Genomic DNA, 25,781 nt, shown 5'->3' with positions numbered 1-25,781 from the left:
CCCTAAGGACGACTTGCGATGACCCCTGCCCTCGAAGTGACAGCCCGTGCGGCGCGGACCGCGGCCAACGACGCTCAGATGACGGAGTGGGCACTGGCCGCCCGCAGTGGAGAACCCGAAGCGGTCGAGCGCTTCATACGCGCCGCCCACCACCACGTATGGAGGTTCGTGGCCCACCTGAGCGACGATGTGCATGCCGCCGACGACCTTGCCCAGGAGACCTACCTCCGGGCCCTGACAAGCCTGCCGCGTTTCGCCGGACGCTCGTGCGCCCGCACCTGGCTCCTGTCGATCGCCCGCCGGGTGGTGATCGACCGCTACCGCTCGGCCGCGGCCCGTCCCCGTATCGCCGCCGTCGACGACTGGCAGGAGATGGCGGAACGAGCACAGCCGAGCGGGTTGCCGGGCTTCACCGAAGGCGTCGCGCTGCGCGAGCTGCTCGACGCGCTGGACGACACCCGCCGCGAGGCGTTCGTGCTCACCCAACTGCTCGGCCTTCCGTACGCGGATGCCGCGGCGGTGGTGGGCTGTCCCGTCGGCACGGTCCGCTCCCGGGTGGCCCGTGCACGTGACGACCTCACCTGCTGGCTGAGCGCGGCGTAGGACGGTGTCGGGCAGGCACAGGTAATCGCGGCGTAACCGGCTCCGGTTCCGTTCCGATTCCGGTTCCGGCCGCGAGGTCCATCTGGGCCCAGCCACGCGGACGGCCGACGGCAAGACGTACGAGTACGGGCTGGACGCAAACATTGACGCCCCGCCACGGTGGGTCGATCGGCAGCAGGCCCCTGACCCACGCGGTGCGACGCACCAGGGGCCTGCTGCCGGACCGGTGGGAGCGGGCGTTGGCCGAATGCCAGGGTGCGGAAGGTGTTGCGGACGGTCCTGCAAGGTCCGCTTCCACAAGACGGAGGTCTACAAGGGAAAACGCGGCACCACCCACACCGTGCGCTGGTCGGTGAACGCGCGACATGGAGCGGTCCCGCATCTCCGCGAACAACCGCATCAGCACGGCCGAGGCGTTTCGGCCTGGACCGCGCCTTCATCGCCACCATGCCGGTCGGCGGCCCGGGCACGCCCCGCAGCCGCAACCCCTTCCCCGGCGAGGTCGCCCGCGCGCTTGCGGACGAGGCCAACCTGCAGCAGCTCGCCGACGGGCACGACCCACACGACCATGGCCTGCGGGATGTGTGGGAGACCATCATCGTCACCGGCCGGCGCGCCAGAGAGGCCCTCCAGCTCCGCTACGCCGACCGGCCCGCCGGCCGCCACGGCCCGTCCACCGTCCGGGTGGACGGGCCGTCCCATGAGACCTCCCAGGCGAGTTACAGCAACTGTCCTTTGACAGTGAACCCAGTCGCTCCGTCATCCAACCCAGTCGGCGCCGACAACGCCGCTGGCGTCGCCCCGGCACACCGGCTTGAGCGGGGTTGTCGATGCTGCTTCTCGGCATTTTCTGGGCTGATGCGGACTTCCACGGCGGCAGGCAGCGCCACCGCCCAGTTCCCGCAAGGACCTGTGCAAGAGGCCACTTGGACAGGGAAAACGCAACTTCGACATGGCCCGCAGAGGCAGCTACCTTCACCTGACCTTCGGCGGTCAACCACGGTCGCACAGGGGTTCCTTCAGGCTGGGCCACCCGCGACGGGATGAGTCGGTCACGCCCCACGAACCCTCGCCCCCATGCGTAAGCCACCGAACCGGATCCACGCCAGGCACCCCCAACCAGGGAGAGACGCATGCCCCATCTTGCGCTGTACACATTCGGCGTCCTGAAGTCACCTCTCGCCGATCCCGCACCTCTCACGCGCGAGTTCTACGACATTGGTGAGGCCGTCTACCGGACGATCAGTCAGCACCCCGGATACCTCGCGCATGCTGAAGCGGCATACGGTGACCGGGGCGCACACTTCGACTTGGACTGGGGTGCATGGGGAGAGTTCGCCGTACCGACCTGGTACAGCAAGGGCCGTACGGCGGAAACCGCCGCCCTGGCCGCGACCCTCTCACTCTGGACCGACCTGCGCCTCGCCTTCGACGCCATCTACACCGGTCTGCATCGTGCGGCGCTGAACAGGCGTTACGACTGGATCGAGAGGACAGAACACCCGGGTTACGTGTTCTGGTGGGTCTCCGACGGCGTGATACCCACCTGGCAGGACGGGGTTGCCAGGCTGGAGCACCTCCACGACCACGGCTCCGCGCCGCACGCCTTCACCTTCCACCACTCGTTCGCCCCGGACGGAACTCCGACCAGGATCAAAGGCATCGGGCCGAAGAGCGACCAGGTTCGCTGACAAGGAAGCCTGAACGACTGGGTTCGCTGTCAAACGCCTCGATTGAATGACGGCGAACAGCAACGGCCTGGCTTTGTTCACGAGAACCCGGTTCTCGTGAACAAAGCCAAGCGGCCCCGACTCCCCGTCACGGACGTGTAGCCGATGAGTCGTCGCAGTTCAGAGCCGGTTCACGAGCTCCTGCGGTCGGTAAGGTCGAGTACGAGCGGGGCGCTGACGCAGGTGTGATGAATCGGGGCTTGTTCTACCTGACTTGGCTCACCAGGCACCGGGGCGCCTTCGACAGCCTGGTCCGCTGTGACAACAGGCGATAGATGACACATACCGACGATTACTGGCACCAAGATCGTTTGGCTGTGAAGGGGAGACTTGGCGGGCCCGCGCCTGTTTCAGGTGGACGACGATCCGTCTGAGGAGGTCACCAGCTCGGGTGGTTTCGGGAGCAGGGCCGGGGCCGGCGGTTTGCGTCGCGGCCACGGTGGGTGCGGACGGCCGGGATGACGTCGAGGGTCCGGCGCACCGCACGATCGACGTGCCTCTGGGGCTGTTCGCACCCACCGCGTGGTTCAGCGTGGGCGGGCCGTCATCGTGTCTTGCGCCATTGCGCGCTGAGCCACGGGTCCGGCTGGGTGAGGCTGTCCAGGGGCGGAGCGTCGGGCGTCGTGCACACGGTGGCGAGGTCCCGTGCCCTGGTGAGCAGCCCGTCGACGTAGTGCGCCGGTACGAAGGCCGGGTCGTAGACGACGGCGAACCTGAGTCCGGTGCCGCGTCCGGCTTCTCGGACCTGATCAGCCCGACCAGTTCGTCGACGTCGGTGGAGAGCCGGGCCCGGTACTTCGTGCGTGGGACCGACGTACGGGGGAGAGGGCGGCGAGGTGGTCGGTCTGCACGGCGGAGGATTTCGGGCCGCGTTGGGAGGCGATGGTCTTGCCGGTGTTTGCCGGGGTTCTTGACGTACGGCTAGGACCGTCGTCTGTCCCTGCGGAGGCTCGTGGACACATGGGCTCAGTGGCCTCGTGCGGGCGTTCTCCCCATTCGGTGCAGCAGTCGCGACTGTGGGGATGCGTCGTGAGCGAGCACGCCCTCGGGAGCGGCGAAGAACCGGTGAGTCGTCCCGATTGCGGTGGGCGTTTCCGGCAAGCCGGCGTAGATCTCGTCAAGATGCTCGTCGATCCACGCCACGAGGCTGCCATCGAGGGTGTCGTCCACGCTGACGGCCCGTGCGAGGTCCCACGTGTGGACGGTGCTGTCGGTGATTCTCACGGCAAGTGCCTGCTGGCCGGTCACCGGACCCAAGGGATAGTCCAGGATCCGCTGAAGAGCACCGGTCTCGCCGAACGCTTGGGCACACTCCCGGACGGACAGGGCGTACGCTCCAACCGGATCCGCGCCCAGTGCGTCAGCGTCCCGCAGCCGCAGGAAATCGGCGGCGCCGCCGCCATGCAGCAGACTCACGTAATTGAGGTTTCCGCGGGTCATGTGGTTGACCAACTGCCGCACGTTCCACTCGGTGCAGGGAGTTGGCCAGGACCACTGCTCGGATCGCACTGCTCGCAGCTTCCGTTCGAACTCGGCGCTGGACCCGAGGAACCGATCGATTAGCCCTTCAAACGCGTTGACCATGTGGCCCAGCATGCTCGCCGTGGGCGACCGGGTCCGGCGGGTTTCAGACGTCAAGGTGTAGTTCTGGAAATGCGGATACCCGCCACCCCAGTCGCTGCCAGGGCTCACCGTTTTGCAAACCGGGCCATATGCGATGGGGTTCGCCGGGTTGGATCAAGCTGCGGTCTTGAGAGGGCGTCCGCCCCAGCGGCTGCCTTTCGCACTTCGGATGCGGGCGCGTTCCTTGCGTTCGGCGGCCAGGACGTCGCGTTGGCGGGCGTTGGCGTTGCGCCAGTGCAGGTAGGCGTGCAGGGCCCGGGTCTGCACTGTGTGGTTGGGGTGGTTTGAGTTGGCGATGCTGAACTGCCTCAGCGGTCCGAAGTGCGCCTCGATCGGGTTCGCCCACGAGGCGTAGGTCGGGGAGAAGCACAACGCGACCTTGTTCTTCTTCGCCCAGCGGCGGATGCCGGTCCCTTTGTGGGCGGACAGGTTGTCCAGGATCACGTAGATCGGGGCGCCGTCAGGCCGGTAGGTGCGGATCGACTTCGGCGCGGCCAGCGTGTTTGCCGGACATTTCTTGCGGCGGTTGACGCCCCACAGGGTGTCGTCACCGACTGAGTGACAGCCGTGGAAGTACCGCACCCCGTGGGTGCGGTGGAAGGTGGCGGGCACCCGGTCGGGGTGCCCCTGACCTGCCCAGCCCGAGCCTGCGGTGGGCCGGATCCCGAGCGGGCCGAACTCGTCGAACGCGAAGACCCGGTCGGGGTTCGGGACGTCTGGATGACAACTCATTGGGGCCGACGTAGTAACACCCGTGAAAGCAACGGACATCACCGACCTGGGGCGATGCTGCTCGGAGGGCCGTGTCGCCCGGGGAGCACGCCGTGAGTGCTCCGGCTCAGCCGCGTTGGCGGGCTGCCGGGTCGCGTGAGGTGACGCGCTGGGTAACTGCGTCGGCACCGGGGTGTGCGTACCGTTCCAGGGACCGTACGGAGGCGTGGCGGGAGCGGGCCGGCCGAATCGCCCGGATGGTCAGCGCGGGGCGTCCTGGCTCCTCCTGGCGGTGGGTGGCGTCTGCCGCATCACTTTGCGAAGTAGGGGATGAGCCTCACCAGCCAGAACCCCAACAGGGACAGCAGGAGCAGCCCTGATCGGGTGTTGGTCTTCCAGGCGTATGCCAGCATCCGGGCCTTGTCCGGGCGTTCGGGACGGTAGGCGATGGGGACTCGGGTGCCGATGTCGGGGGCCGACTTCGTCGTCATGAGGAGGGCGTTGATATCCCGCTGCCGGCCGCTGTGTCGGTGAAGGCGATGGTCACCTTTGTGCGGTGCTGTTCGTCCTTGTTCACGACCTCGCGGCCGACCACGCGACCTTCGGTGTGCAGGCTGCTCCGCTTCAGCCGCCACGCCCTGACGGGAGCCCATAGCGAAGCCGGACAGCACGGCGGTGGCGATCAACATGATCGCTATGCCCACAATGAAGAGCCTCTCCGGAACGCTGCCAAGACGGTCACAAGAGGGGGCGGCCCGTCGCTCCGCATCGGTTCCGTCGTGCCGGCGCCGGCCGCACTGTCCAGCCCGGCCGAAGGACCGGCGGCCGTTGCACGTTGCCTGGGCCTCTTCGCATGCCGCGGGGTGCCCGTCCGGGTCAGCCATCGCATGCCGCCTATGAGTTGCCGCCGGGGCCAAGCCGGAGGCCGCCCAGGCTTCTTGCCTTGTGGCAGCAACGGTTCCAGCTTGCCCCACTGGCGGTTCGTCAGTTCACCGCACCTCACGAGGCGTGATCATCTGCCACCAAGATCGACGTTCACAACAGCCCCGCCCCATCGCCAGTCTGCGCACCCAGCTCGAAGTGGCCGCCCAGCAACCGGAGTTGCGGGTCGCCGCCGACCTGCTGATTGCTGACCCAGCCAGTCAGCCAGCCAGCCAGTCAGCCAGTCAGTCAGTCAGCCGGCCAGCCAGGCAGCCAGCCTTCGGTGACGGTGAGGCAGATGGCCTCGTACCAGTCGGTGGCGTGGGTGGTCTGTTCTGCCGACGACTACGCCTTGTCCGCGAGTGTCGAGGGGCCGTTGGGGGCAGGCGCGGGTGGGCGGTGGGCGCGGTTGCCATGGTGCGACTCCTCGAAGACGGGGTGGTCAACCGCCGCCTGGAGGGAGGAGCAAGATCGGCCGACCGCGGCCGTTGGCGGCGTATGGGCGGGCCCGTCCGCAGCGCCCCGTGCCTATGGTGCGCCAGTTTCAGAGTGAGCGTTCCCCACGGCCTGGTCGCAGCCTTCGCTGCTTCGCTCGTCTTACCGGGCCCGGTAAGACGCCACATACTGCGGGAGAGTGCGGAGGGCCGTCTGCCGCTGACTGTGGGAGCGGGCTGGTTCCCGTTGACGGTGGACGCATGCCACGGCCGCCGTCAGACAGGCACCTCGGCTTGTCAGACCGGAGGCATCACCGAACATCGCCCGGAAAGGGGCAGTCCGCGGCTCCGGCCTGGGAAAGAGCCGCTGGACCGCCGCATACCTTCGCCTGGCTGCACCTGTTCAAGCACCTCGCATCCGCTGCGAGATGCGCGTGACCTGGCTTACCCCAACTCGCCTGCAAGGAAGTCTACTTGAGGCACGTTTACGCCACGTCCTGAAAAGTTCAGCAAGTCGCCAACTGCCCCGTGCCTCCACGGGTGATGGGATGGTCGAGAAGGACGTCTTCCGAAACGCCCATGCCGGCTGCGAGGGTCAGTGCGTGCGGCGAGAGGGCGTCGATGGCCGCCTCGGTCAGATCAGGGAGCTGCCTGACCTGGTCGGCCGTCAGGCATCCTTCTGCCAGGAGGTCCCCGCTCTGGGCGGCGATGCGACGCAGGGCGAATAGCCGGTGCAGGCTGTACAAGAGATCCTGCGCCTCGGGATCGCAGGTCTGTTGGGCAGCGTCCACCAGGGCCTGCGCGGCCAGACGTCCAGCGTGGGACTCTACGAGTTTGAGCGCGGGAGTGGCCGCCTGGTTCCACCGGTTGAGGGGGTTGCCGGGCTTCGCTGCACGCAGGCGGGTGCGGGCGCGATGGTGCCATATCCGCTCGGCCCCCTCCAGGAGGCTCTGGAGGAAGGCGGGGTCTGTGAGGTCGCGATCTGTGGCAGGGATGTCGCTGGGCTTGCTCGGCGTGAAGTTGCCCAGGAGGAATTCGCCACCGGCCTTGAGCCAGATCACCAAATTGTCGCCCTCTGCTGTGATCGTTCCCTCGTTCGCGACAAGCTGGCCGGCAATGCCGTTGCCGAGGAACAGCCCTGCAGCGCCGCAGCGTTCACGGCACTCGGTCATCACCTCCCGGGCGCGCCAGGTGATCCATCCCTTGGCGACTGCGACGAGGCGTTCGGCGTCGTCACGGCCGGCTTCCGTGGCCTGCGCCCACTGCCGTACCGCAGTGCGATGCAGGAGAGTCGCCGCGTAGATGGTGGCCAGGGCGTCGATGAGAGGGGCTGCGTGGCTGCGGTGGGCGAACAGAGGGACAGTTCCCCCCGTGACTCCGCTGGTCTGACGGTTGTGGGCGTGACGGACGGCGACGGTGACAGCGTGCCGGGCCACGCCCAGACTGTAGGCACTCATGCACAGTTTGCCGGTGGTGACCCGGCCGATGCTGGCCAGGAAACGCTTACGAGGACTGCCGATGGAGCTGGTGAACGTGCCGTCCGGGGCCAGACGCCCGTGGTCGGCTTGTAGCAGCGCAGCGTAGGGCAGCCGGACGTGCTCGAAGGACGTCGAGCAGTGGTCGATGGGAGCAGTCGCAGTCTGCGGCAGTCTTTCTATTCGCACGCCAGGCAGGGGAGCACCGCTCGGATCGCTGAGCGGGGTGAGGAACAGGAATACCCCGCGATCCGTGGAGCCGTCGGTGATCAGGCGAGCGGCGACGACAGCAGTCTTGGGACCGCCGGTTGAGCTCGTGTTCGGCATGAACTTGCGTGCGCCGCTGTGCGGTGTGTGGAGGTCGAAGGTACGGCTCAGCGGGTCATAGGTGGCAGTGGTCTCCAACTGGGAAGCGGCGTTGCCGTGGTCGGCCTCGGTGCACAGGAAGGTTCCCGTTCGCTCCAGGCCCCTGAACTCCTCCAAGTCACGGCGGTCATGGTCGAGGAGACTTCCGAGGAAAAGGTTGTAGTGAATGCTGGCGACCGTGCCCAGGCCCGGGTCCACTGGGCCAGCCCACTCGTGCAGAGCGGCGAGTCGCTCCACATCCAGAGCCAGCTGCTCCGGACTGTCGAGGGACTCGTTGACCAGCCGCAGCCGCTGGTAGGAGAGTGCCGCTCGTTCCTCCGGGGCAAGCCCTTCCTGGAAGCGGAAAGCGTCGGTGCTGAAGAGTTTGCGCCATGGCTCGTGGAGCTGTTCGAACCGGTCTCCAAACAGGGTGCGCGCAAGACCTGCGGAGACTGACGGTCTATAGATCGGGGTGAATTGAAAGGTCACGCCCGAAACGGTAATGGGAGTGCTGTCTGGGATCAGCATGATGATCGACACGATTGACGTCTCATCAGGCACGCGGTATTTACACTGCGACCTGTAGCCTGCAAGTCAGGGAGCGGTATTCACCGGAACCTGACTGGGTCTCAAGGCTGCCTGGAGACGTACGGTTCCACACCTTGCCATCGAGCCGGGGCGGTGGTGTGGTGTGTCGCGTGACGGCGGCCGTGGCATGCGGCTCCCAGTAGGTGGACGATTCGGCTCCCCACTTGCGGACACGATTCCGGCTCTTCCAAGATTCTCGTGAAGACGGTCAGCAAGCCGCCGGTCTGGTCCGCTGCGGCGGCCTCACGGTCTGGCTGCGCGTCGCGGCCCTGGCACAAGCCGCCGGGCTGGAGATCTCCGGTCACTGCGCGCCCCACCTGCACGCCCAGGCCGCGGCGTCCGTGTCCAACCTGCGGCACCCGGAGTGGTTCCACGGCCCTGTCCGCATCGAGAGCCGGTTCTTCGACGGCATCCTCGACCCGGCAGGCGGAACCGTCCGGCCGGGCGCCGATGGCGCGCCGGGGCACGGCCTGTCGCTCCGCGGCGCGGAGGCCGAACCGTACCGGGTGGGCTGACGCACGGGGAGTGCCCCGGCATGGCTGTGCGGACGCAGTCAGCGCGCCGTCCCCGGCGCCAGTCTCACGGACTGCCCTGGGTAGCGTCCCCGGGCCACCGGAGCTGAACTGGTACCCGACGACGGCCACAGGCACGCCTACGTCATCAGACCTACGCCTACGCCATCAGACCACGTCAACAAGCCGAGGAGGCCGTCATGCCCGCTGGTTCGAGCAAGAAGCGTGAGCGTCAGTACGAGCACATCAAGGAGAGCGCCGAGCAAAGGGGCGAGTCCACCAAACGCGCGAAGGAGATCGCCGCCCGCACGGTCAACAAGGAGCGGGCGCGCGCCGGCGAATCCCGGACGGCCAGCAAGGTCTCCACCCAAGACAAGAAGTCCGCCCCACAGCGCGGCGGCGAACGTTCCCACCAAGGGGCCCAGGGGCCGACCAAGGACCAGCTCTACGAGGAGGCGAAGAAGCGCCACATCGACGGCCGCTCGACGATGAACAAGGACGAGCTGCGCAGGGCCCTCGGCCGCTGACGCCCCGGCCCCGCCCGCTACCGACTCAGCCCGCTCCCCACGAAGGGCAGCACGTCCCATGCGGCAAACGGTGGTCATCACCGGCGCCAGCGGTGGCATCGGCCTTGCCACGGCCCGCGCGTCCGCCGTGCGCGGAGCACGCATCGGCCTCCCGGGCTGCGGCCGGAAGGGCCTGGAGGCCGCGGCCCGCGAGGTCGTCGCGGTCGGCGGCGAGGCCCTGGTGCTGACCACGGACGTCGCCAACCCCGCGGCGTTGGAGCCCGCCGCGGACGCGGTGGAGGCGGCGTCGGACCGATCGACGTATGGGTCAACAATGCCTTCACCCCCACCGTGCCACCCGCAGCCCGTACCGCCGATCTACCAGCCCGAAGTGGCCGCCCGCGCCATCCTTTACGTCGCCGACCACCCCCGCCGCAAGCAGTACAGGTTGAACTCGCGGCGTCCGGTGGTCTCATCGCGTCGCCGTCTACGGTCAAGCCTGGGGGCAGGCACCCGTCGATCAGGTGGGGCCGGTACTGGATCTTCTTCAGCTTTCGTTTGATCGCGCGGGTCAGATGGGCGAGGTCGGCCGCAGCGAATTCGGCCAGGTGCCGCATGAGTAGCGACCAGATCTCCTCGGTGGGATTCAACTCCGGTGCACAGGAAGGCATCTGGAAGATACGTAACCAGTCCTAACCAGTCCTTGTGCTCCTCGGCGAAGTCCGCCAGCTCCTTGACCAGGTGCACGTTCAGGCTGTCCCAGCTCCCCACCACGGGAGTGCCAAGCTGCAGGTGGGTCATGACGATCAGGTCGCGGTACGGGCGCCAGGCGAACACCTTTGGCTCGCCCCGGCGCCTGTGCCAGATGTGCAGCTCGAAGAAGAAGCGGGAGCGGTGTCCGGTGCGGTAGCAGACCACACCGGCGATGTTGACCCGCCCGGCGGTGGCGGCCACGCACCCGGACTACCGGCCGCTGCCCGCGTGGCGCCCAGGTGCGTCCCGTCGGCGGCCTCAGCCTCTGGCCCGCCTCGTCCTCGAAACAGATGTGGGCGCCCAGGTGGGCCGCGGTCTTTTTACCTGCGGCCACACCTCGGCCTTCCACACCTCGATCGCCCCCTCGTCCCGCGCCAGCGCCCGCCGCGCGGAAACCTGCGCGGACCAGTCGTGCCGCCACAGCAGCTTCCGCACGCCCTGGTCGATGTAGCCGACGCGGAAATCCGCCCGATCAGCAGCTTGACCCGCTTCAGCGTCCACCCCTGGAACTCGTCGTCCCAGCCGTGCGCGAGCGGACCACGCTTCAACTCCCGCACCAGTCGCTCCCACTGCCGCGGGCTCAGCCGCTCCAGCGACGCCGACCCCGTCGAGCGCAGGGATTCGCACCACCCTGCTGCCCCCCCGCCGCTGGCGACGTCGTACCGCAACGATCAAGAACCGCCACGGGCCTCGGATTCTGCGAGTTCAACCTGAGTTACTGACTTTGTTGGCGTGATGTCGTGGCTGACAAGTGGTGGTTACCGCGGTAAGCCGGTTGCATGAGGTATCCGCAAGGTGGCGGGCTGACCGCGGAGCGACGCTCGTTTCGCGAGCACATCCGGGTGCAGGCAGCCGAGTTGTTCGCCCTAGGACACGACAATGCCGTGGTCGCCAGACAGTTACGTGTCAGCGTGAGGTCGGTGCAGCGGTGGCACCAGGCGTGGGAGCACGGCGGCACGTCGGCCTTGGAGTCGAAGGGGCCGGCGTCCAGGCCCAAACTGAGCGAGGCACTGTTCGAGGTGTTCGAGCAGGAGTTGGCCCGTGGGCCGGTGGCGCACGGCTGGCCGGACCAGACCTGGACGCTGGCGCGGATCAAGACCCTGATCGGGCGCCGGTTCCACAAGAGCATGACGCTGTCGGCGATCGCGCAGATGCTGCACCGGCACGGCTTCAGCCACCAGGTCCCGGCCCGCCGCGCGCTGGAGCGCAACGAGGAAGCCGTCACCGGCTGGGTGAAGGAGACCTGGCCACACGTGGAACCGTCGTGGCGGCGCTCGGGGCCTGGCTCTGCTTCGAAGACGAAGCCGGTTTCTCGATGACGCCGCCCACAACGCGCACCTGGGCCAGGCGCGGGCACACCCCGGTGATCAGGGTGCGGGGACGCTCCCAGCGCCGCTTCTCCATCGCTGCTCTGGCCTGCTACAAGCAAGGTGAACGCTCACGCCTGATCTACCGGCCCAAGCGGCACGTCGATCACAAGCGGGGCGGCAGACGCAGTTTCACCTGGACCGACTACCGCGACCTGCTGACCGCCGCCCACCAACAACTCAACGCTCCGATCGTGCTCGTCTGGGACAACCTCAAGTGCGCCACGAGGCGCTACGGAATCGAGTGGAGGTGAAAGGACTCCACCGCCGGGTGGTCGCAGCCGCTCGGTGAAGCTGGGGGCAGTCGCCACGTGGGAACGCAGGTGGCGGCGGGAAGCAGCCCCGACAACGTACGGGACGGGTCGGCACTGTCAGACGGTCCGGGTCCGGCAAGCAGCGAGGAGAAGGTGTACGAGAGGAACCGCTGTCTGACGCCCCGTAAGTGTCCCGCTCGGCTCAAACCTGACGGATATGGGCCGGGTTGCAGCGCGTGAACTGTCACTCGTCGGGGTGGCGTTCAACTCCGAAGCCGGTTTTTAGGTCCGGTGGGGAGGCCATGTCGAAAGCCTGCGGCGTAGGCATGGCGAGGCTGTCGGGGTAGAGGTGGGCACCTCCCTCCTTGATCGATTCTGTGGTGAACGTGGGAACCGCCTGCGGTTGCCCTTCCCGCCGGACAGCCAGTTCGGAGGCGGGCAGGTCCGTTGCCAACTGATGGCCGTTGGGCGGGGCGGAGGTCTCGTAGTAGTCCGAGCGCGCGAGAGGCGCGTACACGGCGAAGGAGACCAGCAAGTCAGCAGTGGACGTACTGGAAAGTCAGGAGGCTGTCGCCGGTGAATACCGACGAACTTGACTCCGTTCTGTTCGGAGCGGAGCGCAGGGTACTGAAGATCCAGACCAAGCTGCACTGTTGGGCCCGTGATGACCCTCATCGCAGGTTCGATGATCTGTTCAACCTCGTTGCCGATCCTGCGTTCCTTCTGGTGGCGTGGGATCGGGTGCGGGGCAACAAGGGAGCACGCACGGCCGGAGTGGACGGGCGCACGGCCCGTTCCATCGAGGCCGGGCAGGGCGTCGTGGACTTCCTCGACGGGCTGCGGTCGCAGGTCAAGGGCCGCAGTTTCTGCCCGCTGCCGGTGCGGGAACGGATGATCCCGAAGGCGGGCGGCAAATTGCGCCGCCTGGGGATCTCCACCATTGCCGACCGAGTGGTGCAGGCTTCTTTGAAGCTGGTGCTGGAGCCGATCTTCGAAGCGGATTTCTACCCGTGTTCCTACGGGTTCCGCCCGAATCGTCGTGCTCACGACGCCGTGGCTGAGGTGCGCTACTTCGCGTCCCGCTCCTACAAGTGGGTCGTCGAGGGCGACATCACGGCATGCTTCGACGAGATCTCGCACACGGCCCTGATGGACCGGGTGCGGGAACGAATCGGAGACAAGCGCGTCCTGGCACTGGGGAAGGCGTTCCTCAAAGCAGGCATCCTCAGCGAGAACCGCATGCTGCGAGACAACCGCGCCGGAACCCCGCAGGGTTCGATCCTTTCGCCGCTGCTGAGCAACGTAGCCCTGACGGTCCTGGACGAGCACATCGCTCAAGGACCCGGCGGACCCGCCTCAAGCCAGACGGAGAGAGCCAAGCGCCGTCGCCACCGCCTGCCCAACTACCGGCTCGTCCGCTACGCGGACGACTGGTGCTTGATGGTGTCGGGCACGAACGACGACGCCGAAGCCCTCCGGGAAGAGATCGCAGAAGTCCTGTCCGGGATGGGCCTGCGCCTGTCACCGGAGAAGACCCTGATCACCCACATCGACAAGGGCCTCGACTTTCTCGGCTGGCGCATCCAGCGCCACCGGAAGCGGGGCAGCAACCGGCACTTCATCTACACCTATCCGTCGGGCAACGCCGTCAAGGCCATGACGGGCAAGGTCAGGACGATGTGCCGGACGACGGATACGAGCCAGCCGCTCGATGCCCTGCTGCGTCAGCTCAATCCGGCGCTCAAGGGCTGGTGCGTCTACTTCCGGCCCGGCGTGTCCAGCGCGACCTTCTCCTACCTGAGCTTCTACACGTGGCGTCAGGTTGGGAGCTGGTTACGCCGAAAGCACCGCCGAGCCACCTGGAAGGACCTCAGGCACCGCTACTGCGACGTCGGATGGTGGCCGGCCTCGGAGGAACGACAGCTGTTCAACCCGGCGAAGGTGACCACCACGCGTTACCGCTACCGGGGAACAGTTATCCCGACTCCGTGGCCGAGCCTGGAATGAGGACAACACACAGGTCCTGAACAGGGCTTGTGGAGCGCCCGGTGCTCGGAAACGGGCACGCCGGGTGCGGGAAGCGGTCTGGGGAAACGGGCTGGTCGATGAGACCGGAACCGCGCCCCGGATCGACTTCACCGTGCACAAAGACCGCCGACTGCGAGCATTCATCGACGCTCACGACTGGATCACCTGCTACTTCCTGCCGGCCTACGCGCCAGACCTCAACCCTGTCGAGGGCATCTGGTCACTGCTGCGCCGCAGCAGCCAGGCCAACACCGCTTTCACCGACCCTGACCACCTGATACGCACCCTTCGGCAGGGCCTCCGCGCAATCCAGTACCGCAGCAACCTCATCGATGGATGCCTCACAGAAACCGGCCTCAGTTTGACGACATCACGCCAACAAAGTCAGTAGTACTCCAAGGCAGTTCGCGGTTCCTGCTGGTCAGGAGCCGCTCACGTCGCCCGGCGGACCTCTTGCCGGGCCGTGAGGCGGGCACACTGGCGGCGGCCTGGTTCGCCGAGCGGCCCGGCATCGAGATCGTCTGCCGCGACCGCGCCCCTTCTTCGCCGAAGGCGCCACCCGCGGGGCCTGCGGGCACTCCAGGCCGCCGACCGGTGGCGCCTCTGGCACAACCTGGCCGAAGCCGCCGAGAAGTGCGTCTACCGGCACCGAGGCTGTCTTCGCCCCTCCCAGGCACCGCCGAACAAGCCGCAGGAGGAGGCGGAGCAGACTGCGTAATCGCCCTGGCCGACGGGCCACCGTTCGCCGAACGCACCCGCGCCAAGCACGCCACGACCCACGCCCTCCCGGCCGCCGGCCACAGCAAGCGGTCCGTCGCCCGGCAGCTCGGCATGACGCTCAACACCGTCCTGCGCTTCTCCCGCGCCACCACCCCGGAGGAACTGTTCACCCCCTCACTCCGCCATCCGATCGCAGAAGGACTTGGCACGGACATTACGATCGAGGAGTGACGATCAAGTACGAGTGGCGGAGTGACTTCGACAAGGCAGCCCTCAACGCACTGCACGCTGACGGCTTCGGCCACCCGGTCGCTCAGACTGACTGGCGAGAACGACTTGAGCGCCACAGTCTCGGCTGGGTCTGTGCCTGGGAAGACGGCTCGCTGATCGGCTTCGTCAACGTGGTCTGGGACGGCGGAGTACACGCCTTCATCCTGGACACGGTGGTCGCCCAGGACCGCCAGAGCAGAGGTATTGGTGCCGCGCTGGTCGCAGTTGCGGCTCATGAAGCTCGTGCCGCGAAGTGCGAATGGCTCCACGTCGACTTCGAGGAGCATCTGCGTTCGTTCTACTTCGATGCCTGCGGCTTCAAGCAAACGACAGCCGGTCTCATCGCCCTGTAACACCATGGGCCAGGATGGGGCCAGAGGCGGTGTCAACGAGCCTTCACCAGACGCCTGCCCCCATCTCAGCCGCCACTGACAGGAACTGCACCACACGAGTTGGAGCAGAGCCTGAGTCGTGAGTCGCGACCTCACCCGTACACGGATGTGGGAGGCACCCAGATCCTCGGGCAGGCGATGTTCACGAGGTTCGACGTCACCGGGGTGCTTGCCACGGGAGCATCGGAGTGCTCCCGTCGACGGACAACTCCTAGCGGGGGACTGCCGGTGGCCGCGGTCAAGACAGCAGTAGCACGGCGCCGGCGGCGGCCATGACCGCGGCGGTGCCGCCGTGGATGCCGTAGTACGCCGTGGCGGGTCCGCCGCTGAGCTTCGTGACGAGCGCGTCGCCGAGCGGTATCACCGAGCCGGCCAGCATCATCCCGCCCTGCTGGTTGTGCCGCCGCAGAGCAGCACGACCAGCAGGAAGAGCCCGGAGCCGATGTCGCGGAAGGCATAGACGGGGTATCGCCGAGGTGAGCCCAAAAGGGGCCATGGGATGATCTTGAAGCGGTGAGGGCCCGGCCCATCACCCGTTCGGCTCAGTGTCGTTGGTGGTGATGTTGACCGTCGTCTAGGGGCCTGGGGTGGGTTGTGACCTCGATCGAACGGACCGCATATCCGCGGTTCAAGCGGCTGACCACCGCGCACGAGCTGCATCTGTTCTTCTCCCCGACACGCGATGAGCTTCAGTGGGCGTCCGATGCCACGGATGGTGATGAGCATCTGCTGGCCCTGCTGCCGCGAGGCGAACACCGCGATCCGCGACGGCATCCACGACCGGATCAGCCCGGCGGAGCGGGCCGGCCTGGCGCGGCTGCTGGAGGAACGCGATGGCGACGGCACCACGCTGTTCAACCGGCTGAAGAAGCCCGTGCAGGGGCCGAGCTGGTCGCACTTCAAGCGCCTGACCAGCCGTCTGGAGTGGGTGGACGGCCTCGGCGACACGGAGGTGTGGATGGATGGGGTGGCCGCGGGGAAGGTCACCGACTTCGCCGGGGAGGCGGACGCCGCCGACGTGGCGGAGCTGCGGGACTACAAGCCCGTCAAGCGCATCGCGCTGGTGGCCTGCCTGGTGCACAAGGCCCGGATGAGGGTCCGCGACGACCTGGCGACGATGTTCTGCAAGCGGGTGGCGACGAAGGTCAGGAAGGCGAAGCAGGAGCTGGAGGAGATCCGGCTGGCCGAGCGGGAGATCGTCGAGGCCCTGATCGGCAACTACCGCACCGTGCTGAAGAACATCGACGAGGGCGGCCCGGCCCAGGCCGCGCTGGGCAAGGCCGCGGCCATGACCGCCGAGACCCGGCAGGCGTTGGACGGCCTGGACGAGACGGCGACGGCCGAGGAGGTCGCCCACCTGCTGGGCTTCGACCTGATGCCCCGCATCCGGAACTGGAAGGACTCCACGTTCTACCGGCCGTCCAAACAGAGCGAGTACGTGCACATCGACGCCCTGTTCGGCGAGCCGGGCAAGAACACAATCGACTGGGACCTGATCGAGTCCCAGTTCCGGCATCTGATGCGGGTGGCGGTCTCCGTGCGGGAGGGGGCGATCTCCTCGTCCACGCTGCTGAAGCGCCTGCGGTCGGGGTCGCGGAAGAACGCCACCTACACCGCGTTCAGGGAGGTCGGCCGGGTGATCCGCACCGTGCAGCTGCTGCGCTACCTCTCGGACGCGCCGCTGCGCCGGCGGGTGACCGCGGCGACGAACAAGGTCGAGCCGTTCAACCGGTTCTCACAGTGGGTCGGCTTCGGCAACCGCGGCGTCATCGCCGACAACGACCCCGTCGAGCAGGAGAAGGCGATGAAATTCAACGCTTTGCTCACGAACGCAGTGATCTTCCATAACGCCCTGGACATCGTCGAGATCGTCCGCCAGCTGCTGGAGGAGGGCTGGACGATCGAGCCGGAGGACTTGGCGTGCATCTCGCCGTACCTGACCGAGCACATCAACCGGTTCGGCGAGTACAGCACGCACGAGCTGGGCCTCCAGCCGAAGGCGTACGACCCGAAGCTGGACGTGGACTTCACCCCGCTGCGCGATCAGGACCCGGCCGCAGCCGGCTTCGGTCAGGCCGCCTGAAAGACCGGGACCGGGTCGGCAGCCTGGCACGAACCGGTGCCTCGGCACCTTGGCCACCGGCTGTATCACCCCCTCGCCCAGACCCTGCTCGGTGCGGGAGCGGGGCCCGGTGGGCCCGCAGGCCGGCCGTGTCGGTCTCCAGGTCACCGCTCGCATGCCGAAGGGCGGAGGCTGACCGGGCTGCTGTTGCGGGGCACCTGGTGGGGTCAGGGGGGAGTGAGGCTGTCGGCCTGGACAGCTAGTTCGGGGTGAGCACTGGCGAGATGACGCCGGGTGGCGGCCAGGGGGGCAATGAGGTCGGCAGGGTCGTCGTGGGCGAGGGCCGCGTGGAGCTCGCTGACAGGGCGACGGGCGGCGGGGGGAAGGTCGGTGAGTGCGATGATCTGGCCAGCGAGACGGCGCAAGTCGGCCGCGTTGCGGCGGGCCCAGGTGGCGGTGTTGCGGTCGACGGCCCGGGCCTGGCGGGTGGCCTGGACGCGCTGCTCGCCGGTGGTCCCGGCCGGGCCGGGACGGCCCCGCAGGTAGCGGCGCTCGGCAGCCTGCCGACTGGCGACACCCAGGGGAGAGGCGAGGTCGGCCCAGCTGGCGCCCGCGTCCCGGGCCGTTTCGATCAGGCCGGTCTCCCATCCGGCGAGCTGCTCGCGCACCTGCCGCAGCAGCGACAAGGAGGCCAGCGCCTGTTCTGGGCCGGGACCGGGAGCGTCGGGAGTCTCGTGCTGGGCTTCGCGCAGAGCATTGTCTATGGCTTGCAGGGCCGCCGCGGCGGCGAGGAACGACGCCGGGCTGTGAGCGCCGGTGCTGGGCGGGGACGGCTGGTCGGCCGGGGTCACGGGCACCTCCCTCAGGTTGTCATCAGGTAGACGACATCATGTTTGTCATCTGTTGGATGACATGTTACAACGGTGTCAGTGAGGCGCATTGGCAGTAACTGCCTGAACCTGCTGGAGGTGTTTTCACGATGTTGATGCGCACTGACCCCTTCCGTGAGCTGGACCGGCTGGCACAGCAGCTGATGGGCCCGGGCACCTGGTCGAGGCCGTCGGCGATGCCGATGGACGCCTACCGCGAGGGCGACGAGTACGTGGTGGCCTTCGACCTGCCCGGCGTCACCGCGGACGCGATCGACATCGACGTCGAGCGGAACATGCTCACCGTCAAGGCCGAGCGGCGGCCGGTGGCGAAGGCCGACGACGTGCAGATGGAGCTGTCCGAGCGGCCGCTGGGCGTCTTCTCTCGCCAGATCGCGCTCGCCGACACCCTCGACACCGAGCACATCGAGGCCGACTACGACGCGGGCGTGCTCACTCTGCGTATCCCGATCGCCGAGCGCGCCAAGCCCCGCAAGATCTCCATCGGCGTCGGCTCCGGCCGCAAGGAGATCTCCGGCTGACACCGGCCGGACGGGTGCGGAGGACGGGCATCTGATCTCCCCCTTCATCCCGCCCTCCGCACCCCCGTGGGCAGTCCGATGAAGAAGGGATGGCGGCCGACATGACTCTGCGACGCGAAGCGTTCCTCGACCGCGTGAAGGAACGCGGCGAGTACGGCACTCCGGAGGAAGCCGATCGCGCGGCCCGCGTGGTGCTCGCCCTGCTCGGCGCGCACCTGGTCGGCGCGGTCCGCGCCCAGCTCGCGGCACGCCTGCCGGAGGAATTCGCCCTGATCCTCCTCAACCCGCTGCAGAGCGCCGAACCGCTGCCGCCGGAGCGGTTCGTCCGGGCGGCCGCGGCCTGGATCGAGGGCGCCACCGAACAGACCGCGACCTGGGACGTCAGCGCCGTGCTGTCCACGGTCGCCGACACCGCCGGCGAGGACCTGCTGGGGCAGATCCTGCTCCAGCTCCCCGTCGGCTACGACCTCCTCTTCGGCCACCCTCAGCCCACCTGACCCTGACCTCGTGGTGCCATACACCGGCACCACCCCACCCTGGCTCCACGAAAGGCATGCACCGCAGTGATCACCGACGTGCGCGCACCGCTTGGGCACCAGCAGCCGTACGGGACAGCGTACGAGCAGATGCTGGAGAAGGTCCGTTACGAAGGCGCCTACCCCACCCGCGAGAGAGCCGAGGAAGCCGTCCGCCTGGTCCTCGCAGGGCTGGGACGCCAGCTGACCGGCGACGAACGCGTCGACCTGGCCGCCTGCCTGCCCCTGGAGGCCGCACGGGTCCTGACCGCGCAGATCCCCGACACCCAGCCGCTGACCGGCTGGGCCTTCGTCAAAGACCTCGCCGCCCGCTCCGGCGCCTCCCCAGCCACCACCCGCTGGGACACCGGCTCCGTCTTCGCGGCCGTCGCCGCGCACGCCGGCCCCGACGTGATCACCCGCATCCTCCACCAGCTGCCCACCGGCTACGCGCTGCTGTTCGGCCGCGCCGAACTCCGCCCGGCCGCGTAAACGGGTACGGGTGGGAGTAGTTGCGGTACAGAACGTGCCGCTGAGATTGATCATGGTCGGCTAGCACATGGGATGCCGTTGCTGCTGGGGTTCGTAGAAGGATCGTCGGGCGGCTGTTGGCGGTGGCTACGGTCGTGCTGGTGGAGTTTCTGACTGACGAGCAGGCCGAGGCGTACGGGGCGTTCACCCAGGTGCCCACGCGCCCGGAGCTGGAGCGGTTCTTCTTCCTCGATGACAACGACCGTGACCTGATTGCGCTGCGTCGTACGGACGCGCACCGGCTGGGCATGGCGGTGCAGATCTGCACGCTCCGCTACAACGGCAGGTTCCTGGGTGATGATCCGCTGGCGGTGCGAGGACGGGTCAGCCGGCCTGGCCTGCACCAGGCAGCCGGCCGCTGCAACTCACGGCGAGCTGCTCCGCACCCGGTAGGCGGGCGAACGCGGCCTGACACCGACTGGAGCCCGCTCAGAGACCTCACGGCCAACACGGAGACACTGCGCAACTGGATCCGCGCCGGCCGAGCCTCGCAACCCGGTGGAGGCCGAACTCGCCGCCGCGCGCCAGAGGATCTGCGAGCGTCCGGCGCGACGGAGAACCAGGCCACCTCGGCTACCGGTGTCGGCGTTCGCGTGGAAGTGCGCAGTCGCGTACCCGCGGACATCCCCAGGACGCTGTTCGCCCCGCGACCGGAGCCGGCCCGGTTTCGGGGGCAGTGGGGTCGAGAGTCGTTCAGCCCTGGTGAGGGATACCCAGTGACCGTACGAGCTGGGTCAGTTCCTCGTGGAAGAGCTTTTCTGGGCTGATGGTCTGGTTGCGCATATGGCCGTAGACCTCCAGCGACACCAGGCCGTGCAGGTGGCCCCAGATACGCAACGCGAGGGCGACGGCCGCAGGCGGCAGTTCCGGGAAGGCCGGGCGCACTTTGTCGAGAAGCCCGGCGTCGAAGTCGGACCACTCGAACTTGCTGCCGTCGTAGAAGCTTTGGGCGTAGGGCCAGGCGCCTGCCGCAAGTGCGGTGAGCCCTGTGCAGACCCGGTGTGCGGCATCCGGGGCGGCGCCCTGCTCGGGGGCGCGGTAGCCGGGAACGGGGTCACCGTAGATGAGGCGGAAGCCCTGGGGGTTGGTCAGAGCCCAGTTCCGGAAGGCGCCGGCCCATGCCTGGATCCGGGTGGCGGGATCCGCGCTGGGGGAGGTCTCCCAGGCAGCGTCCACGGCGTTGGCCAGGGCGGTGTACACGTCGCTGATGAGCGTGGTGACCAGGCAGTCGCGGGTGGCGAAGTAGCCGTAGATGGCGTTGGCAGTCATGCCCATCTCGCGGGCGATGGCCCGCAGTGTGATGGCGTCGGGTCCGCCTGACGCCATCAACTCCAGCGCCACGTTCTTGATTTCGGCCGTCGTCTCGGCGCGCAGCCGCTCGCGCCTTCCCCTGCTCGCATTACCTGCCACGTGAGCACTCTACAGCGTCACTGAATTGGTAGCCGTATCGAAACTTCACGCCGTATAGTCAACTGGGCGGCACGAACCATTGACGCCCAAGTCCGCATGAACAAAGGGGAGAACCATGCACATCGGAGTCATCGGAGCCACCGGAACCATCGGCAGCCGGGTTGTCACCGAGGCCCTCGGCCGAGGGCACCTCGTCAAGGCGTTCAGTCGCGATGCCTCGCGGGTCAAGAGCAACGAGCGTCGGGACAACGTCAGCTGGGTGAGCGTCGACGTCCTGGACCCGGCGAGCATCGCGGCCGTCCTCCCGAGCCTCGACGTGCTGATCAGCGGGTTCCAGCCCGGCAACGCCGCAACGGATATCGCGGACACCGTGCAGCGTTCGATCGCCGATCCCACGGTCTTTGCCACCGCAGCGCGGGCCTTGCTGAAGGCGCTGGAGAGTCACCCCCGGACCAGGCTCATCGTGATCGGCGGCGCGGGCAGCCTGGAAGTCGAACCGGGGATGGTGCACGCCGACTCCGATGAGTTTCTGCACGACAGCCTCGATCAACTCGGGCTGCCTCGCGAGTATGCGGCAGCGGTGCGCGGCCACCGCGACGCCCTGAACGTTCTGCGCACCTCCAACAGACTGTGGACCTACTTCAGCCCGGCGGAGGACATCGCCCCCGGCGAGCGCACCGGTCGCTTCCGGATCGGCGGTGACCAGCCCGTCCTGGACGCCAACGGACGCAGCCGCATTTCGGCGGAGGACGCCGCTGTCGCCTTGATCGACGAGGCGGAGCTGCCGCGGTTCATCCAGCGCCGCTTCACGATCGGCTACTGAGGCCCGCAGGTCCTGCTCACCCACGACCGGGTCCGCCCCTCACGTGGGCACACTCGCCCCGCTCCGAGACCGCGGGGGGCGAACCCGTCCGTCGGCCAGATCCCGGTACGGCAGCTGTAGTGGGCTGGCGGGCGTATCGGTCACTTCCGGCTCCCGGGCCAGCGCCATCAGCGCGTGTGACCTCACAAGTGCTCACCGTCCTGGTGGCGTTGGAGCTGACCGCCGACCCGCTCAGCTTCCTCGGCCACACGGTGCAGCGGCTCGCCGCACCCCGAGTCGGCTCCTGCGAAGACCGCCTCCTTCGCGAGGCCGAGGCCACTGGCGGCGGCCCTCGCCACCTTCGGTAGCCGGTCAGCGCTCCCAGTACTTTGCCACCGCCTGTGCGTAGGCGACTCGGTGGTCGAGCCCGTCGCCGCGGAGGCGGAACCGGCCACGGGCGGACTCGGTCAGGGCCGCCCGGCTGAAGGGCTTGCCCGGCTGCTTCCAGGCCGTCCGTAGTGGGGCGGTGGTGGTGCCGGCGGGGGAGTCGGAGAGTGCCAGGGCAACCAGGTACAGCAGAACCACCGGTAGCAGCACCAGGCACAGGAGCAGCGATGGTGCTGTCCCTTCCCGTCCACGCAGCACGGTGCCGTCGGGTAGGTGGATCTCGTATGTGGGGCGCCATCGTTTCTTGCGTGGTGGCAGGCGTAGTTCGGCCAGGTGCTTGTGGTCTGGTGTGAGCACGGCGAGGCGACCGCCGTCCTTGCGGGCGATCACGGCCAGTGGCGAGGTACCGGCAGGGTCGGCGGCGAGGGTGAAGCGTGGCTTGTGTCCCTGGGGGAGGGGGCGGCCGTCGGGGGCGCCGCGGAGCACGTGGACGGCGGCTGCACCTCGGGGCCGTAGTTCGTAGCGCTTGGCGTCGGGGTGGCGGGTGAAGACCAGTGTCATGGCGTCCTGCCTTGTTGCGTCGGTACGGGGTGCCATTGCCGATGGCAGAGTTCAACAGGGGAGATGATCATCCGCATCCCAACGCGCGTGAGGAGGCCGGGCGGCGGGTTGTTCGCCCGCCGCCCAGTGGCACTGACCGGGACCGGTACCACGATGCGCACTCGCAGGCGCGCTGCTTCCTGGTTGTCGAGAACAACCGCCACCATCCCGTTCACCCATGCTTCGGCCTAACCGAACACGGCGCGCACGTCGCCGGCCGACGGCGTCTGCGACAGCTCGTCCGCCTGCTCGGCCGGGCGGACGACCAGGGACTCTCCGATCTGCGGCAGGATGCCTGTGTACCGAGGCAGGTCGGTGAAACATGGTGTCGTCAGGGCAAGCACTATCAGCCAGCCTCGGACCGGAGCGGGGACGTACAACTCGACCTGGGCGAACTCCAGTTCCGGGAGGACGGCCTCGCCCTCCGTCTCGGTGGCGTGCAGAGAAAGCACTGCCGGGCCGCAGGGCAGGTCCACACGGGCGACGTTGCGGTGCTCGTCGAAGGAGAGCGTCTCCTGGAACGAGGCAGCGACGATTTCCGGGGCCTCCGGGTCCACGGCCTGTGCGCGTACCAGGAGATGAGCGGTGCTTGCGGTGCCTTCCTCCGTCTCGTAAAGGTCGACGGCTGCGTGAAGGACGTCGTCGGCGGTCAGAGCCGTGGTGAGGTCGGAGTAGACGATCGCGGTGGTTTCCCGCTGGAACTCCGTACCACCTGGCCAGATCCTTTCCGCCAGCTCCCACAAGGCGGCGTCGAGGACGTCCGCGGGGAGGTGCAACGGTAGATCGTGGAAACCTTCCGGGGTGTCCAAGGCGATCGATACGCTCTGCGGGGACAGGGCCATCAGAGCCTCCCCGCAGCCGGTGTACCGGTGTCGGTGATCTGAGTGTGAGTGTCGATGGCGATGCCTGGCACCTGCTGGGCCACCTGTGGGCCTTTGGACCACCAGGAGAGCGGGTCGATGGAGCCGTCGGCCCTCATGGCGCCGCGCAGGGACGTTTTGATCGCGTTGTCCCGGCGCTTCCGCGGCCACGGCGACCAACGCGGGCTCGCCCCCCCGCTTGTGGTGGTGCCCGCCCAGGACGCGGTCGCCGATCACGGTCGTCGCTACGCCGAGCGGCTGCGCGAGGCCGGGACCTCTGTGCGGCTCGCTGAACACCCGGGCGCAAAGCGCGCGTTCCTTGTCTTACCCGGGGTGGAACCACAGGCCGAGGCTGCCCAGGCGGAGATCCTCGCGTTTCTCCGTGCGGCCCTGTCCGCGGCTGGGTGTCGACTTCGGCCAGGTCGTATGAACTCCCGACCGATGAAGGACGCATCGGATTCCGGTTGACCGGAGCCGAGGAAGCCACCCCAACTCCGGTCGGCGCAGCCGGGCTACGCGACCTTGGGGCCGCAGCGCATCCCGATGTACACGCACCCGGTGCCGTCCAGCAACGTGGAGAAGATCACGGGCATGTAGTCCTCGCTGAACGCCGCGCCCACCCCCGTACCGGCGAAGACCGTCTCCGTCACCGGCACCAGATCGATCTCCAGGGGTTCGGAGAAGTCCTTCATGCCGTCGACGAACTCGTACACCAAGTGCCCCGCACCGTCCCGCTCGGTCACGGTGATGACCACGCCCTCGCGCCGGTACGTGCCGACGAGCGGCGCGAAGTCGACCACGGGAGGCTTGGCCGGCGGGGCGAAGGCGTCCGGCATCGTCACCCCGGCCAGTTCGGCGAGGAGTTCCCGGTAGAGCGCCGCGTACAGCTCACGCGCACCGCCGCCGTTGGTGAGCAGCGCGACCGCGACGCCCGCAGACGGGACGACGCGCAGATAGCCGTACTGCCCGATGGAGGCGCCGTCGTGGCCGTAGCCCTGGACGCCGTTCCAGTCGTAGAGGGTCCAGCCCAGGCCCCAACCATCCGCGCTGACCGACCACTTGTCGGGGGAGTCCACGACCCGGCGCTGCATCAGCGCGACGGTCTCCTCGGAGAGCACCCGGGTACCGTCCTCCGCCACTCCGCCCGCGAGGTGCATCCGCGCGAGCCGCGCGAGGTCCCCGGCCGAGGCGATGACTCGGCCGTACGGGCCCGCCGAGCGCGGCATCAGGTCCCAGGACGGCGCCGGGTCCGGGTCCTGGCCCGGCTCGCCCAGGTGGCTCATCGCTGCGCGGAACCGCAGCGCCTCCTCGGGCAGCGTCATCGTGTGGTCGAGGCCGAGCGGGGTGAAGAGCAGGTCCTTCAGCGCCTCGTCCCAGACCTTGCCGGTCAGCACCTCGATGATGCGGCCGAGCACGTTGTACCCGATGCCGCTGTACGAGAGCGCCTCGCCGGGCGGGCAGTCGAGTGCCACGCCCTTCGCGGCCTCGACGTACTTGGCGAGGCAGTCGTCGCCGCGCCCGCTGTCATAGGTGAAGTCGCAGGTGAGGCCGCTCGTGTGGCTGAGCAGCTGGCGCGTGGTGATCGCCCTGGTCACCTCGGGGTCGGCGACCGAGAACTCCGGCAGTATGTCCACGACCGGTGCGTCCAGGTTCAGTTGGCCCGAATCGGCGAGCTGCATGATCAAGGTGGCGGTGTAGACCTTGGCGATCGAGCCCATCTGGAAGACCGAGTCGGTCGTCGCCTCCACGCCCGTCCCGCGGTGGAGCACGCCGCTGGCCAGCTCGTGGACGGTCCCGTTGACGAGGATCGCCAGCGACGCAGCCGGGACGTGGTGCTTGGCGCGCAGCTCGTCGAGCCGGGACTGCCAGTGGGCGAGGTCCAGCTTCCGGCCCGCCGAGTCCCGGGTCCCCCACTCGCCCTTGGCGTCCCAGTTGCCCTGCTCGTCCCAGCTCACGCTCGTCGACATGTCT

Annotated in this window: 26 protein-coding genes and 7 pseudogenes; 19 read left to right on the top strand and 14 right to left on the bottom strand. The window is 68.1% G+C overall.

All coding sequences use genetic code 11. The annotated features are described in order from the left end of the window. Positions 1 to 18 precede the first annotated feature (18 nt). A complete protein-coding gene (locus ACO0M4_RS30350) occupies positions 19 to 603 on the top strand; it encodes a sigma-70 family RNA polymerase sigma factor (RefSeq protein ID WP_430374272.1) in 585 nt (194 codons plus the stop codon). 399 nt (positions 604 to 1,002) lie between these two features. Here the strand turns inward: ACO0M4_RS30350 and ACO0M4_RS30345 are convergent, their stop codons facing one another. After that, positions 1,003 to 1,305 (bottom strand): hypothetical protein, encoded by a 303-nt coding sequence (locus ACO0M4_RS30345; RefSeq protein ID WP_430374271.1) that lies wholly within the window; start codon positions 1,303 to 1,305, stop codon positions 1,003 to 1,005. Positions 1,306 to 1,736: 431 nt separating this feature from the next. Between ACO0M4_RS30345 and ACO0M4_RS30340 the strand changes: the two genes are divergently transcribed. Beyond that, the gene (locus ACO0M4_RS30340) at positions 1,737 to 2,294 is read left to right on the top strand and encodes a DUF3291 domain-containing protein (RefSeq protein WP_430374270.1); all 558 of its coding nucleotides are present in this window, start codon (positions 1,737 to 1,739) and stop codon (positions 2,292 to 2,294) included. Positions 2,295 to 3,299: 1,005 nt separating this feature from the next. On the opposite strand, the gene ACO0M4_RS30335 is transcribed toward ACO0M4_RS30340, so the two are convergent. From ACO0M4_RS30335 to ACO0M4_RS30320, 4 genes and pseudogenes are all read right to left on the bottom strand, one after another. Next, a complete protein-coding gene (locus ACO0M4_RS30335) occupies positions 3,300 to 3,917 on the bottom strand; it encodes a TIGR03086 family metal-binding protein (RefSeq protein WP_430374269.1) in 618 nt (205 codons plus the stop codon). Between the two features lie 153 nt (positions 3,918 to 4,070). Then, a pseudogene (locus tag ACO0M4_RS30330) lies at positions 4,071 to 4,661 on the bottom strand (transposase); the annotation flags it as partial. Positions 4,662 to 4,978: 317 nt separating this feature from the next. After that, a complete protein-coding gene (locus ACO0M4_RS30325) occupies positions 4,979 to 5,158 on the bottom strand; it encodes a hypothetical protein (RefSeq protein ID WP_430374268.1) in 180 nt (59 codons plus the stop codon). A gap of 203 nt (positions 5,159 to 5,361) precedes the next feature. Further along, positions 5,362 to 5,670 carry a transposase gene (locus ACO0M4_RS30320; RefSeq protein ID WP_430374267.1) on the bottom strand — a complete coding sequence of 103 codons (309 nt, stop codon included), beginning with the start codon at positions 5,668 to 5,670 and terminating at the stop codon, positions 5,362 to 5,364. 332 nt (positions 5,671 to 6,002) lie between these two features. Here ACO0M4_RS30320 and ACO0M4_RS30315 point away from each other — a divergent pair, with 332 nt between their 5' ends. Further along, the gene (locus tag ACO0M4_RS30315; protein ID WP_430374266.1) at positions 6,003 to 6,500 is read left to right on the top strand and encodes a DUF317 domain-containing protein; all 498 of its coding nucleotides are present in this window, start codon (positions 6,003 to 6,005) and stop codon (positions 6,498 to 6,500) included. Positions 6,501 to 6,528: 28 nt separating this feature from the next. Here the strand turns inward: ACO0M4_RS30315 and ACO0M4_RS30310 are convergent, their stop codons facing one another. Then, positions 6,529 to 8,370, bottom strand: a complete 1,842-nt coding sequence (locus ACO0M4_RS30310) for an acyl-CoA dehydrogenase (RefSeq protein WP_430375320.1) — start codon at positions 8,368 to 8,370, stop codon at positions 6,529 to 6,531. A 278-nt stretch (positions 8,371 to 8,648) separates the two neighbouring features. Here ACO0M4_RS30310 and ACO0M4_RS30305 point away from each other — a divergent pair. From ACO0M4_RS30305 to ACO0M4_RS30295, 3 genes and pseudogenes are all read left to right on the top strand, one after another. Then, positions 8,649 to 8,945, top strand: a pseudogene (locus tag ACO0M4_RS30305) (enolase C-terminal domain-like protein); the annotation flags it as partial. Positions 8,946 to 9,142: 197 nt separating this feature from the next. Beyond that, a complete protein-coding gene (locus ACO0M4_RS30300) occupies positions 9,143 to 9,469 on the top strand; it encodes a plasmid stabilization protein (protein WP_430374265.1) in 327 nt (108 codons plus the stop codon). A 58-nt stretch (positions 9,470 to 9,527) separates the two neighbouring features. Further along, complete coding sequence (locus ACO0M4_RS30295; RefSeq protein WP_430375319.1) at positions 9,528 to 10,010, top strand: SDR family NAD(P)-dependent oxidoreductase; 483 nt, start codon at positions 9,528 to 9,530, stop codon at positions 10,008 to 10,010. Here ACO0M4_RS30295 and ACO0M4_RS30290 read toward each other — a convergent pair. Then, positions 9,895 to 10,833: pseudogene (locus ACO0M4_RS30290) on the bottom strand (IS630 family transposase); the annotation flags it as partial. The gene ACO0M4_RS30295 and the pseudogene ACO0M4_RS30290 sit on opposite strands and share 116 nt — an antisense overlap. Positions 10,834 to 10,980: 147 nt before the next feature. Between ACO0M4_RS30290 and ACO0M4_RS30285 the strand changes: the two are divergent. Continuing rightward, a pseudogene (locus ACO0M4_RS30285) lies at positions 10,981 to 11,783 on the top strand (winged helix-turn-helix domain-containing protein); the annotation flags it as partial. A gap of 283 nt (positions 11,784 to 12,066) precedes the next feature. Here the strand turns inward: ACO0M4_RS30285 and ACO0M4_RS30280 are convergent. Beyond that, positions 12,067 to 12,357: a hypothetical protein gene (locus ACO0M4_RS30280; RefSeq protein WP_430369030.1), complete on the bottom strand. Its 291-nt coding sequence runs from the start codon at positions 12,355 to 12,357 to the stop codon at positions 12,067 to 12,069. 41 nt (positions 12,358 to 12,398) lie between these two features. On the opposite strand from ACO0M4_RS30280, the gene ltrA reads away from it, so the two are divergent. From ltrA to ACO0M4_RS30260, 4 genes and pseudogenes are all read left to right on the top strand, one after another. Then, entirely contained in the window at positions 12,399 to 13,829 is a 1,431-nt protein-coding gene (gene ltrA, locus ACO0M4_RS30275) for a group II intron reverse transcriptase/maturase (RefSeq protein ID WP_430369029.1), read from the top strand. Between the two features lie 133 nt (positions 13,830 to 13,962). Then, a pseudogene (locus ACO0M4_RS30270) lies at positions 13,963 to 14,241 on the top strand (transposase); the annotation flags it as partial. A gap of 242 nt (positions 14,242 to 14,483) precedes the next feature. Further along, positions 14,484 to 14,801, top strand: coding sequence for a hypothetical protein (locus tag ACO0M4_RS30265; protein ID WP_430374264.1), 318 nt, complete (start codon positions 14,484 to 14,486; stop codon positions 14,799 to 14,801). Then, positions 14,798 to 15,193 carry a GNAT family N-acetyltransferase gene (locus ACO0M4_RS30260; RefSeq protein ID WP_430374263.1) on the top strand — a complete coding sequence of 132 codons (396 nt, stop codon included), beginning with the start codon at positions 14,798 to 14,800 and terminating at the stop codon, positions 15,191 to 15,193. The genes ACO0M4_RS30265 and ACO0M4_RS30260 overlap by 4 nt, the downstream gene beginning before the upstream one ends. A gap of 277 nt (positions 15,194 to 15,470) precedes the next feature. Here the strand turns inward: ACO0M4_RS30260 and ACO0M4_RS30255 are convergent, their stop codons facing one another. Beyond that, positions 15,471 to 15,728, bottom strand: coding sequence for a DUF4267 domain-containing protein (locus tag ACO0M4_RS30255; protein ID WP_430374262.1), 258 nt, complete (start codon positions 15,726 to 15,728; stop codon positions 15,471 to 15,473). A 216-nt stretch (positions 15,729 to 15,944) separates the two neighbouring features. On the opposite strand from ACO0M4_RS30255, the gene ACO0M4_RS30250 reads away from it, so the two are divergent. Continuing rightward, on the top strand, positions 15,945 to 17,315 hold the full coding sequence (locus ACO0M4_RS30250) for a Tn3 family transposase (protein ID WP_430374261.1): 1,371 nt from the start codon (positions 15,945 to 15,947) through the stop codon (positions 17,313 to 17,315). 206 nt (positions 17,316 to 17,521) lie between these two features. On the opposite strand, the gene ACO0M4_RS30245 is transcribed toward ACO0M4_RS30250, so the two are convergent. After that, positions 17,522 to 18,145, bottom strand: a complete 624-nt coding sequence (locus tag ACO0M4_RS30245; RefSeq protein ID WP_430374260.1) for a type III effector protein — start codon at positions 18,143 to 18,145, stop codon at positions 17,522 to 17,524. Between the two features lie 128 nt (positions 18,146 to 18,273). Between ACO0M4_RS30245 and ACO0M4_RS30240 the strand changes: the two genes are divergently transcribed. From ACO0M4_RS30240 to ACO0M4_RS30225, 4 genes and pseudogenes are all read left to right on the top strand, one after another. Further along, on the top strand, positions 18,274 to 18,705 hold the full coding sequence (locus tag ACO0M4_RS30240; protein WP_430374259.1) for an Hsp20/alpha crystallin family protein: 432 nt from the start codon (positions 18,274 to 18,276) through the stop codon (positions 18,703 to 18,705). A 101-nt stretch (positions 18,706 to 18,806) separates the two neighbouring features. Continuing rightward, positions 18,807 to 19,202, top strand: coding sequence for a DUF2267 domain-containing protein (locus ACO0M4_RS30235; RefSeq protein WP_430374258.1), 396 nt, complete (start codon positions 18,807 to 18,809; stop codon positions 19,200 to 19,202). A 66-nt stretch (positions 19,203 to 19,268) separates the two neighbouring features. Continuing rightward, positions 19,269 to 19,712 carry a DUF2267 domain-containing protein gene (locus ACO0M4_RS30230; protein ID WP_430374257.1) on the top strand — a complete coding sequence of 148 codons (444 nt, stop codon included), beginning with the start codon at positions 19,269 to 19,271 and terminating at the stop codon, positions 19,710 to 19,712. A gap of 134 nt (positions 19,713 to 19,846) precedes the next feature. Next, positions 19,847 to 20,065 (top strand): annotated as a pseudogene (locus ACO0M4_RS30225) (DUF4158 domain-containing protein); the annotation flags it as partial. A gap of 379 nt (positions 20,066 to 20,444) precedes the next feature. On the opposite strand, the gene ACO0M4_RS30220 reads toward ACO0M4_RS30225, so the two are convergent. Then, positions 20,445 to 21,161 carry a TetR/AcrR family transcriptional regulator gene (locus tag ACO0M4_RS30220; protein WP_430374256.1) on the bottom strand — a complete coding sequence of 239 codons (717 nt, stop codon included), beginning with the start codon at positions 21,159 to 21,161 and terminating at the stop codon, positions 20,445 to 20,447. A 115-nt stretch (positions 21,162 to 21,276) separates the two neighbouring features. Here ACO0M4_RS30220 and ACO0M4_RS30215 point away from each other — a divergent pair, with 115 nt between their 5' ends. Both ACO0M4_RS30215 and ACO0M4_RS30210 read left to right on the top strand, forming a co-directional pair. After that, a complete protein-coding gene (locus tag ACO0M4_RS30215) occupies positions 21,277 to 21,984 on the top strand; it encodes an NAD(P)-dependent oxidoreductase (protein WP_430374255.1) in 708 nt (235 codons plus the stop codon). A gap of 176 nt (positions 21,985 to 22,160) precedes the next feature. Beyond that, complete coding sequence (locus ACO0M4_RS30210; protein ID WP_430374254.1) at positions 22,161 to 22,331, top strand: hypothetical protein; 171 nt, start codon at positions 22,161 to 22,163, stop codon at positions 22,329 to 22,331. A 4-nt stretch (positions 22,332 to 22,335) separates the two neighbouring features. Here the strand turns inward: ACO0M4_RS30210 and ACO0M4_RS30205 are convergent, their stop codons facing one another. Together ACO0M4_RS30205 and ACO0M4_RS30200 are read right to left on the bottom strand one after the other, a co-directional pair. Then, entirely contained in the window at positions 22,336 to 22,911 is a 576-nt protein-coding gene (locus tag ACO0M4_RS30205) for a hypothetical protein (RefSeq protein ID WP_430374253.1), read from the bottom strand. Positions 22,912 to 23,138: 227 nt separating this feature from the next. Next, a complete protein-coding gene (locus tag ACO0M4_RS30200; protein ID WP_430374252.1) occupies positions 23,139 to 23,792 on the bottom strand; it encodes a hypothetical protein in 654 nt (217 codons plus the stop codon). A gap of 192 nt (positions 23,793 to 23,984) precedes the next feature. Between ACO0M4_RS30200 and ACO0M4_RS30195 the strand changes: the two are divergent. After that, a pseudogene (locus ACO0M4_RS30195) lies at positions 23,985 to 24,278 on the top strand (alpha/beta hydrolase); the annotation flags it as partial. 44 nt (positions 24,279 to 24,322) lie between these two features. On the opposite strand, the gene ACO0M4_RS30190 reads toward ACO0M4_RS30195, so the two are convergent. Then, the gene (locus ACO0M4_RS30190; protein WP_430374251.1) at positions 24,323 to 25,777 is read right to left on the bottom strand and encodes a serine hydrolase domain-containing protein; all 1,455 of its coding nucleotides are present in this window, start codon (positions 25,775 to 25,777) and stop codon (positions 24,323 to 24,325) included. Positions 25,778 to 25,781: the final 4 nt, after the last annotated feature.

This window comes from Streptomyces sp. RGM 3693, from assembly GCF_050471125.1.
Lineage (GTDB): Bacteria > Actinomycetota > Actinomycetes > Streptomycetales > Streptomycetaceae > Streptomyces.
Note: the sequence above shows the minus strand (reverse complement) of the source record. Positions and strands in the feature narration are given on the sequence as shown.

Coding starts and splice junctions, on each gene's coding strand:
- ACO0M4_RS30350 (WP_430374272.1), top strand. CDS start 19: ATGACCCCTGCCCTCGAAGTGACAGCCCGTGCGGCGCGGACCGCGGCC.
- ACO0M4_RS30345 (WP_430374271.1), bottom strand. CDS start 1,305: ATGGGACGGCCCGTCCACCCGGACGGTGGACGGGCCGTGGCGGCCGGC.
- ACO0M4_RS30340 (WP_430374270.1), top strand. CDS start 1,737: ATGCCCCATCTTGCGCTGTACACATTCGGCGTCCTGAAGTCACCTCTC.
- ACO0M4_RS30335 (WP_430374269.1), bottom strand. CDS start 3,917: ATGGTCAACGCGTTTGAAGGGCTAATCGATCGGTTCCTCGGGTCCAGC.
- ACO0M4_RS30325 (WP_430374268.1), bottom strand. CDS start 5,158: ATGACGACGAAGTCGGCCCCCGACATCGGCACCCGAGTCCCCATCGCC.
- ACO0M4_RS30315 (WP_430374266.1), top strand. CDS start 6,003: ATGGTGCGACTCCTCGAAGACGGGGTGGTCAACCGCCGCCTGGAGGGA.
- ACO0M4_RS30310 (WP_430375320.1), bottom strand. CDS start 8,370: ATGCTGATCCCAGACAGCACTCCCATTACCGTTTCGGGCGTGACCTTT.
- ACO0M4_RS30300 (WP_430374265.1), top strand. CDS start 9,143: ATGCCCGCTGGTTCGAGCAAGAAGCGTGAGCGTCAGTACGAGCACATC.
- ACO0M4_RS30295 (WP_430375319.1), top strand. CDS start 9,528: ATGCGGCAAACGGTGGTCATCACCGGCGCCAGCGGTGGCATCGGCCTT.
- ACO0M4_RS30255 (WP_430374262.1), bottom strand. CDS start 15,728: ATGGCCCCTTTTGGGCTCACCTCGGCGATACCCCGTCTATGCCTTCCG.
- ACO0M4_RS30250 (WP_430374261.1), top strand. CDS start 15,945: ATGGTGATGAGCATCTGCTGGCCCTGCTGCCGCGAGGCGAACACCGCG.
- ACO0M4_RS30240 (WP_430374259.1), top strand. CDS start 18,274: ATGTTGATGCGCACTGACCCCTTCCGTGAGCTGGACCGGCTGGCACAG.
- ACO0M4_RS30235 (WP_430374258.1), top strand. CDS start 18,807: ATGACTCTGCGACGCGAAGCGTTCCTCGACCGCGTGAAGGAACGCGGC.
- ACO0M4_RS30215 (WP_430374255.1), top strand. CDS start 21,277: ATGCACATCGGAGTCATCGGAGCCACCGGAACCATCGGCAGCCGGGTT.
- ACO0M4_RS30205 (WP_430374253.1), bottom strand. CDS start 22,911: ATGACACTGGTCTTCACCCGCCACCCCGACGCCAAGCGCTACGAACTA.
- ACO0M4_RS30200 (WP_430374252.1), bottom strand. CDS start 23,792: ATGGCCCTGTCCCCGCAGAGCGTATCGATCGCCTTGGACACCCCGGAA.
- ACO0M4_RS30190 (WP_430374251.1), bottom strand. CDS start 25,777: ATGTCGACGAGCGTGAGCTGGGACGAGCAGGGCAACTGGGACGCCAAG.